Genomic DNA, 6,825 nt, shown 5'->3' on the forward strand with positions numbered 1-6,825 from the left:
CCCTAATGGATCGATAGCTTTCTTGTCGATTGGCTCAACTTAAAACTGTCCGGAGTATTGATATAATGGAGTGGATTTTTCATGATGGTAGACCAACGCTAGGCTCTCAAACCTCCGTTCTACCATTTTTTGTACCTAAGATTATATTTATGACTGGTCTAGTTGAGAAGCCCAGCAATTATAGAAGAAATAAGTAAAATTTACTATTTCTCTCTATTCATTAAATAAATTCCTGTTAGGTAAACAAACAGAATTTGCATAAATTGCTAGTTGCGATCGATTCTTAATATTAAGACGATTAAAAATGCTGTTAATATGTGTTTTAACTGTGCTTTCTGTTATGAATAGTTTTTCAGAAATTTCTTGATTTGTTGCACCTATTGCCACTAAACGCGCAACATCTAATTCTCTACGTGTTAATAAAGCTAATGCAGGGGGAACAGATTCGGCTTGGCTTGGCTGGGGTGATTTCTGGATTACAACTCGTTCTAAAAGACCTGGTGCGAGTTGTGCATATCCCCGATTAATGCTGCGAATAGCGTTAACAAGCTCTTCAGAAGGCATATCTTTTAAGAGATAACCTTTCGCTCCAGCGCGAATTGCCTCATTAACATCATAGTCATCATCGTAAGTACTTAAAATTAAAACTTTGATGTTAGGAAATTTTTCGCAAATGATGCGGGTGGCAGTAGCGCCATTCATAACTGGCATCCGCACGTCCATTAATACAATATCTGGTTGTAATGTTTCAACTTGTGTGACAGCTTCTTCTCCGTTTTCTGCCATACCTATAATTTCTAGGTCTGATTCTAAGCTCAACATAGCTTTGAGACCTTGGCGAATTAAACTTTGGTCATCTACAAGTAATATGCGAATCATAAAATTTTAGATTTTGGATTTTAGATTTTAGAGCCACTGCGTTGCCCAATATATCCAGGTTTTGGTGGGCGGTGCTATATGAATGCTCAACCCAATCTACAGTATTCATAATTCTGACAACTTGCCGTAATTCTTGCATGAGGTCACTACTTAATTGGTAGGCTTGAGATATGGATTCTTGTGCTTGTATAGGGTTGATTTCCCACAATTTTTGTGCAACTTGCAGTTGGATATTTAAAGCCACGATCGACTGCCCCAAGGTTTTATAGAAATTAATTAATTCATGGTTTTTTTCTCCAATTAATAGCAATTGGTGATAGCTATATCTGTATAAACATAGAGTATTTATTAATTGCCAAACTAGAATTAAATAACTTATTGCTAACAAAATAACAATAATCATAATCTTGCCGCTTTACTGAAACAATAAATGGTACATCCATCATTAAAGCGTTATTTTAATTGTTTGACTATCTGTTATTGTGATTTTACTACTTTAGTTTGGCTGAAATTGATATCATCAATAAAAAGTCTGTGATTATCCAATTTTAGTCATACAAAAGTTGTAAGACTTTAGTTGGATATTACCCAACTATCGCGAAAGTCTTGCTTTTACAGCAGAATTCAGGAGTTAGAATTCAGAATTCAGAAGTAAAACAGTCTTTATGCTTGGGTTTGAGGCTTAGGATCTGTACTTCACTAACTTGAAATTCGCTGTATGTCGCACCCCGTCTTCTGATGTCCCTTTTTTTGTCAGTTAGCTTAATTTATTGGTAAGTAGATGGACATAATTAAATGTAAAACACAAAAGTTTAAAACCCTGATAGCAACTGGCTTTTCCCTTCTGCCTTCTACTTAATTAAAAGCCTTGCCATTCATCTAGATTCAAAGGTTGCCATTCACCAATTATGACGGGCTGAGGTTGGCTAAGTGAAACAGATTCTTGAGGAAAGGGTATTTCTGATGTTACAGATAGATTTGATAACTCTGAAATCTTAGGTATCTCAGATATATGAGATATCTGCATAGGAATTTTAACAGTAATGTAACAACCCTTCTCCGGTTGCGATTCTATTTGGAAATCACCTTGTAAAACTGCAACCCTCTCTTGCATTCCCCGCAGTCCATAACCACCTGAGACTTTACCAGTATCGAAGCCCCGACCATTATCTTTAATTGTTAAATATACCTCAGTTGATGTTGCGTAGAGATAAATTTGTACTGTTGTTGCTTGAGCATATTTATGAATATTGTTCAGTGCTTCTTGGATAATTCGATAAAGTGGGGCGGTTAAGTGTGTTGATAAGGCAATGGGTAAATTTATCTCAACTTCAGGTAAAATGCCAGTTGTCTGATAAAAATCATGCACTAAAGATTCTATTAGCTTTTCTAGAGACTGGGCTGCAAGTGGATCGTTGCGTAAGCCTTTCACAGATTGGCGGACTTCTTGAGTTGCGATCGCCACTAACCGATGAGCTTCAGTCAGAAACTCTTGTGCTTGATTGGGATCGAGTTTGCACAGTTTCATCGCAGTTTGTAATTGAAAGTTCAGTCCGGTGAGGGCATGACCAACAGAATCATGCAAATCTCGTGCAATGCGGTTGCGTTCTTGCGTTGCTGAGAGATTGGCAAATTGCAAGACGCATTGCCACAAAGAGTTATGCATTTGAGCAAGTTGTTCGGGTGTGTAAAGTTCTTCTACCAAAGTACTCTCTCCGTAACTTCCAGTTAATTGCTTATATTTCTAGGTGGGGAATACTTATGCAATTCATTGGGTATAGGGCATTGGGCATTTGTCAAGAAGGCAATAGTTATTTCTTCCCTCTCCCCCAGCTTCCCCAACTTCCTTATCCCTTTTGTACGGAAACATTAGCGTGCTATGTTAATGCATCGGGATGCAATGCGATTGTATCGGGTGACAATGTTAATGCATCAGAATGCAATGCGATTGTATCGGGTAACAATATTAATGCATCGGGATGCAATGCGATTGTATCGGGTGACAATGTTAATGCATCGGGATGCAATGCGATTGTATCGGGTGACAATGTTAATGCATCAGGATGCAATGCGATTGTATCGGGTGACAATGTTAATGCATCGGGATGCAATGCGATTGTATGGAATGACATTTTTTCCCTTCTGCCCTCTGCCCTTTCATCCCTATGTCCAATTTCCCAGTAACACGTATGCTGCCCAGTAGTATGGTGATTTATATTCTGGGTTCTTTAAGATGGCAAGTTGGGCACGCCTTAAAGCTTCTGCTTTGGTGATACCAGTTCGATTTGCTTGTACTAATTGGTCATAAAACTGGCTCATTAGTGTTGCTGTAGCTTCATCATCAACACGCCACAGCGTTGCTACTGTACTTCTAGCACCAGAACGCACTGCTATACCTGCGAGTCCCAAGGCGGAACGATTGTCACCGGCTGCTGTTTCACAAGCACTCAATACTAAGAGTTCCAGGGAGTTTTCTCGTGATATTTCGACTGTTTTTAGTACATTACTAAGTTGATTGACTTTAATCTTGCCATCCCAGGTGAGAATAAATGTTTCATCCGCTTGGGAACTAAATTGCCCGTGGGTTGCTAAATGGACAATGGGGTAGGAAACGGCGGAAATTTTGTTTTGAAACGCTGAATTTGTAAAGTTTCGGTTAAATAGAACTTGAGAAGGCAGTTCCGATTCGATTTTTTCTACTTCTTTCTGGACATTGGGTAGGGCAGTGAATCCAGAGCGAGATTCACTAAGTCCAGCTACTAAGGCTCCTAAGCGTTCTTGTTTGAGCGATCGCGGCGCTAATAATTGTAGTCCGGGCGTGAGAGCTATGCTATATTTTTCTACTAGAAATTGTTGACCATCATGTAACGCTGCCATTGGAATGTTCCGCAAAACTCCATCTAAAACAAATACCAATGTCTCTACCTGACTCGCGGCTAAATCTTTTGCTTCAGGACGCAGTACCCAATTATACATCTTTTGCAGTTGGGGCCGCGCCAAATCAAAAGCTGTTGATTGCTTTAAATCTTCTCCTAGCCTACTTGCCAGGTTCTCAATTTCTTGGCGGCTGATAAGTGTTTTATAGTAGCGAAAATCACGCTCATCTTTTGTGTCGGCTTTATTTTGGGACTTTGGTAAGCTGGCAATAATCGCCAGTTGATTTTCAAGAATAATCGGATAAATTACTGCGGCTTTTGTATCAACCTGATCTACTTGTGCAGGGTTCCCGTTGAGACAAGCTTCGCGGAAGAAGTTATCTAGTTCGACTAATTGCAACCCTTCAATGACATCTCGCGCTATTTTCAAATTATCTTTTTGATTGGATTCCACTAACAAGCCAACGAGTTCACGATGAATTGGTTCAACTGCTTCGCGGAATGAAAATTGCACATCGGGACTGGCTGCGGCTAAGTCTGCACGCAGAGATTTAATTGTACCAACGGCTTCCTTATAGGCTGCGATCGCACTTTCTGTTTTCCCTTGCGCTTTCAATACTCTACCTAATTGCCATTGCCAACGATAGGCAATATCCCCTGCATTGATTTGTTGCCCTAATTGCAGTGCTTGTTGAGTTAAATTTTCCGCCTCCGCCCACTGTTGTGTGTGTTCGTAAAAGTTACCCAGGCTACCCAGTGCATCAGCTTGTAACCGTACATCTCCTAAATCCTTAGCTTGTTGAACCGCTATTTCCAGGAGTTTGGCAATTTCTTCCCCAGAAGTCTGCCCTATACCTTGCTTTTGCATTTGTATCAATGTTTGCGCCAGATTTAGCCGAGATGCGATCGCACTACGGCTCGGTGGTAATGTCGCAATTTCTTGTTGTAGCTGTGCTAACAAAGTTTTTGCTGCATCTAGTTGAAAAGTCTTAACCAGCAAACTGAGATGATTGACTTGTGCTTGCACCTTTAAATTTAGTGGTGCAGAGGCAGCAGCTTGTTGATAGAAATTCAACGCATCTTGAGTAGATTGGGTTTTAATCTCAGTATTGTTAGTATTATTGATTTGACTGCGGGCAATATTACCGAGACTAAGTTGCGTCAACGTGATGATTTCGGGTAATTTTAACTGATGAGCGATCGCCAGACTGCGTTCCAAAATTAAATTAGCTTGGGGAAAATTACCCACAACCCGCAGCGACTCACCCAAAGTTTGCAACGCTGTTGCTGTTTCTGGTGTTGCAGCCACTGTTTCTATTAATGGTTTGAGTTGTTCAGTATTACTATTAGAAATCTGCGGTAACTTTAACGCCGTTTGCAGTAGAGAAATTGCTTTTTTATAAAGACCTAAATTTTGGAAAGCCTGTGCTTGGTTAGTTTGACTCGTCAGTACCTTATTTGGTTTTTGCAACTGAGTATATAAAGATGTCGCACCTTCCCAAGATTTCAAAGCCGCCTCCGCTTGACCGCGTGTTAATTGTAACCCGCCTTGAATATCCAGCGCTTGAGCTAACGCCAACGATTTCTCCGGCTTTGTTTCTTTTATAGTATTTAATAGCGCAATACTTTCGGTAATTGCACTGTTCGCATTATCCCACTGTCCCAACTGTTGATAACACAGCGACAGATTACTTAAACTCAGCGCTTGATGAATCGGATCTTTAGCGGCTTGATAACCCTGCGCTGCTTGTTGAAATAACTGCGCCGCCTCTGTAAACTCACCTTTAGCGTATGAATTTCGTGCTTGCTGTTCCACAGATAAACTAGGAACTTGAGCGATATTTATCACTTGCGCCAACCCTGGCGATGTCATGCATAATATAAAAGCGATCACCATCAACACCACAAACTTTTTAATTCTCTTCATACTCCCCTCTGCGCCTTTGCGCCTCTGCGTGAGATAAAAAAATTTTATTTACTGAGCTACTGGACACATCGCAGAACTACTAGTAGCAGCAGGTGTTGCTTTGGGTGCTTCGGCAACCAACATAATATTACCGTCAGCAGTTTTCACTAAACCCTGCGCCTCAACAATTTGAGAAGTAGGCGGCAGATTTACCATTGGGGATGCATTCGATACATTGCTGAAACTTTCCCCATCCAAACTGGCTAAAGGACTGAGGCTACTTGTACCCGTCAATGGTTCAAAGGAATTGGGCGGTAAACTACCGCGTCCAGTTACAACAAAGCTACCCAACGGTTTAGCGTTGCGATCTCTGGGGCAAATTTGGGCAAATTTTGTACTAGCGTCAACCAATCCTGTTGGTAGTTCGATGAGTTTTTGTGGAGGTTGAACTTGTGGTTGAGCGATCGTGATTTGTCCCTGTACGCCTAATTCAGAACTTGCGGTGATATCGCTAAAAGGCGTAAGTTGCTCCCGTGCTTGAATGCCGAAAATACCTTGGGTAGTGATACTAACATTACCACCTTTACCAGTAAAGGCATTGGCAGTAATGTCGCTGTTTTCGTTGGGTACAGCGGCGATGAAGGGTGAATTGATGCTGATATTACCGCCATCTCCACCTGTTTCGGCTTTACCTGCGTTGGTGGAAATTTGAGCGCCACGACGGAGTAAGAGTAAGCCGCTGTTGAGGTTGATGTTACCACCATTACCGGATGTAGATTCGGCCTTGAGAGTGCCACTGTTATCTAGGGTAACTTTAGGTGAGGTGACAATAATATCTCCAGCAGTACCCGTAGGGCTTTCGGAGTTAACGAACAAGCCACTGTTAAGGTTAAAACTTGTGCTAGAAATGGTGAAAAAATCAGTAGCATTAACTTTGATTATTCCTGCATTCCCCTGTCCAAAAGTTGAGGCTAGAAGTAGAGCGCCGTCTCGTAATGAGAAATCACTAGCATCGATGCTAATATTACCTCCATTCCCAACTGTTCCTGTTTCCACCGCGCTGCGAATCCCACTAGGAATACCATTTTTCTCTCCAACAACATCAACAGCGCCAGTAACTTTGATATTCACATTCCCCGCATTCCCCCGTCCTGCTTTTTGGTT

At 41.2% G+C, this 6,825-nt stretch carries 5 protein-coding genes and 1 pseudogene; all 6 read right to left on the bottom strand.

Annotated elements, in window-relative coordinates; translation table 11 throughout:
* Window positions 1–213 precede the first annotated feature (213 nt).
* The gene (locus BV372_RS33210) at window positions 214–879 is read right to left on the bottom strand and encodes a response regulator transcription factor (RefSeq protein WP_086691540.1); all 666 of its coding nucleotides are present in this window, start codon (window positions 877–879) and stop codon (window positions 214–216) included.
* The gene (locus BV372_RS33215; RefSeq protein ID WP_086691542.1) at window positions 854–1,282 is read right to left on the bottom strand and encodes a histidine kinase dimerization/phosphoacceptor domain-containing protein; all 429 of its coding nucleotides are present in this window, start codon (window positions 1,280–1,282) and stop codon (window positions 854–856) included. Before BV372_RS33215 ends, BV372_RS33210 begins: the two co-directional genes overlap by 26 nt.
* A gap of 456 nt (window positions 1,283–1,738) precedes the next feature.
* A complete protein-coding gene (locus tag BV372_RS33220; RefSeq protein WP_086691544.1) occupies window positions 1,739–2,584 on the bottom strand; it encodes a sensor histidine kinase in 846 nt (281 codons plus the stop codon).
* Window positions 2,585–2,756: 172 nt separating this feature from the next.
* Window positions 2,757–3,011, bottom strand: coding sequence for a hypothetical protein (locus tag BV372_RS33225; protein WP_086691546.1), 255 nt, complete (start codon window positions 3,009–3,011; stop codon window positions 2,757–2,759).
* 31 nt (window positions 3,012–3,042) lie between these two features.
* Window positions 3,043–5,682, bottom strand: a complete 2,640-nt coding sequence (locus BV372_RS33230) for a CHAT domain-containing protein (RefSeq protein ID WP_256973602.1) — start codon at window positions 5,680–5,682, stop codon at window positions 3,043–3,045.
* Window positions 5,683–5,730: 48 nt separating this feature from the next.
* Window positions 5,731–6,825: pseudogene (locus BV372_RS33235) on the bottom strand (S-layer family protein); the annotation flags it as partial.

Origin of the sequence: Nostoc sp. T09, assembly GCF_002154695.1 — a bacterium.
Classification (GTDB): Bacteria; Cyanobacteriota; Cyanobacteriia; order Cyanobacteriales; family Nostocaceae; genus Aulosira.

Bases quoted from the DNA above. Each gene is read 5' to 3' on its own strand.
- BV372_RS33215 (WP_086691542.1), bottom strand. From the start codon at position 1,282: ATGATTATTGTTATTTTGTTAGCAATAAGTTATTTAATTCTAGTTTGG.
- BV372_RS33210 (WP_086691540.1), bottom strand. From the start codon at position 879: ATGATTCGCATATTACTTGTAGATGACCAAAGTTTAATTCGCCAAGGT.
- BV372_RS33230 (WP_256973602.1), bottom strand. From the start codon at position 5,682: ATGAAGAGAATTAAAAAGTTTGTGGTGTTGATGGTGATCGCTTTTATA.
- BV372_RS33225 (WP_086691546.1), bottom strand. From the start codon at position 3,011: ATGTCATTCCATACAATCGCATTGCATCCCGATGCATTAACATTGTCA.